We start from the raw sequence: 1,532 nt of genomic DNA on the forward strand, positions 1-1,532 counted from the left end.
TTAGGATATATTTTAATCTCTTTTACCTCAAAAAGGTCCTGTATCTTTTTGACAAATGGGTCATTGAGTATCTCTTTGACCTCTAACTCTTTTTTGTCTTTGGTGATATGTCCGCTGATGCAGCTCTCTGTGTTTGAACCCTCATTTGGATTTGGTTTTTCTTGTTCTATAGTTTCTTTATCAATTAACTTTTTTTTTTGGCTTTGACTCATTTTGATCTGAGTATCTATGCCAAATATCTCTTGTACAAATTGTCTTATGATTGGATAGCCATGCTTTAGTATCTTTTTGTTATCATCATCTGCAGAAGATGACCATGTAAGTATGCCATTTTCAAAACTGTTGTATTCAATATATGTTCTAAAACTATTTCCTAGCTCATAACTTCTATCTTCTAGTTTTAAAATTAGCTCTTTAAAAAGTTTTATTCCACTCTCATCTACATGTAGAGGCTCTTCAGGGACATTTTTAACCACAGGATTTATAGCAGCATTGGTTTTTGGTTGCTCAATATTTTGTGGTTTTGTGGGAATTCTAAACTTTTCATCTTCAAGCGAGTTTATCATCTCCTCTATAGTTTTAATATTCATGGCCTCTAGCATTTTGAAAAACACTAGAGTTAGAACAAATCCATTGTCTGCATTAAGAAATAGAAGATTTTTTGATTCACTCAAAATTCTAAAAAATCTCTCTGTTAAAAGAGTAGAAAATCGTCCATCAGAGTTGAAAAAAGAGTCTTTTAGGTATGCAATAAGTTCATCTATAACTACTTCGCACTCATAGCTCTCTAACTCTTTTACAAGTTTAGTTAGTTTTTCTCTATCATTGTTTAGTATTGTATCAAATATCATATCTAGCTGTTTTGGGTCTAAAAGACCGAGCATTGAGGCTATAGTCTCTGGAGTGATATTACCTTTTGAAAATATAATAGCCTGGTCAAGTATGGTAAGAGTATCTCTAAGTGAGCCATTGCCTGCACGACTTAACATATTAAGTGCCTCTGTTTCATAACTAATGTTCTCAAGATTTAGTATGTGTGCTAAGTGGTTGCTAATGTCAACTGTAGCAATCTGCTTAAATCTAAAGTGTTGGGTTCTTGAAAGTATGGTTGCAGGAAGTTTCAAAGGATCAGTTGTAGCAAGTATAAACTTGACAAACTCTGGCGGTTCTTCAAGTGTTTTTAAAAGTGCATTGAAAGCAGGAGGTGTAAGCATATGAACTTCGTCAATAATAAAGATCTTAAATCTAGCACTATTAGGTCTATATTTTGTCTGCTCTATAAGGTCTCTTATGTCGTCAATTCCACGGTTAGATGCTGCGTCCATCTCGATAATGTCAATATGCCTGTTTTCATTTGTCATTTTACAGTGCTCACAAACTTCACAAGGAGTTGGAGTAGGACCATTATCACAAACCAAAGCTTTTGAAAAAATTCTAGCAGTTGAGGTTTTTCCACTTCCTCTTAGACCTGAAAACAAGTATGCATGTGAGAGTCTGTTTTGTTCTAATGCAAGAGCAAGAGTTTTTGTAAC

The 1,532-nt window shown here is 34.0% G+C and carries 1 protein-coding gene; it reads right to left on the minus strand.

Features of this window, described 5'->3' with window-relative positions; translation table 11 throughout:
* Window positions 1-1,532, minus strand: a 1,532-nt coding sequence (locus MV052_RS08500; RefSeq protein WP_297443191.1) for a DNA polymerase III subunit gamma/tau, incomplete at both ends; no start/stop codon positions are given.

Origin of the sequence: Sulfurimonas sp. (genome assembly GCF_026988655.1) — a bacterium.
Classification (GTDB): domain Bacteria; phylum Campylobacterota; class Campylobacteria; order Campylobacterales; family Sulfurimonadaceae; genus Sulfurimonas.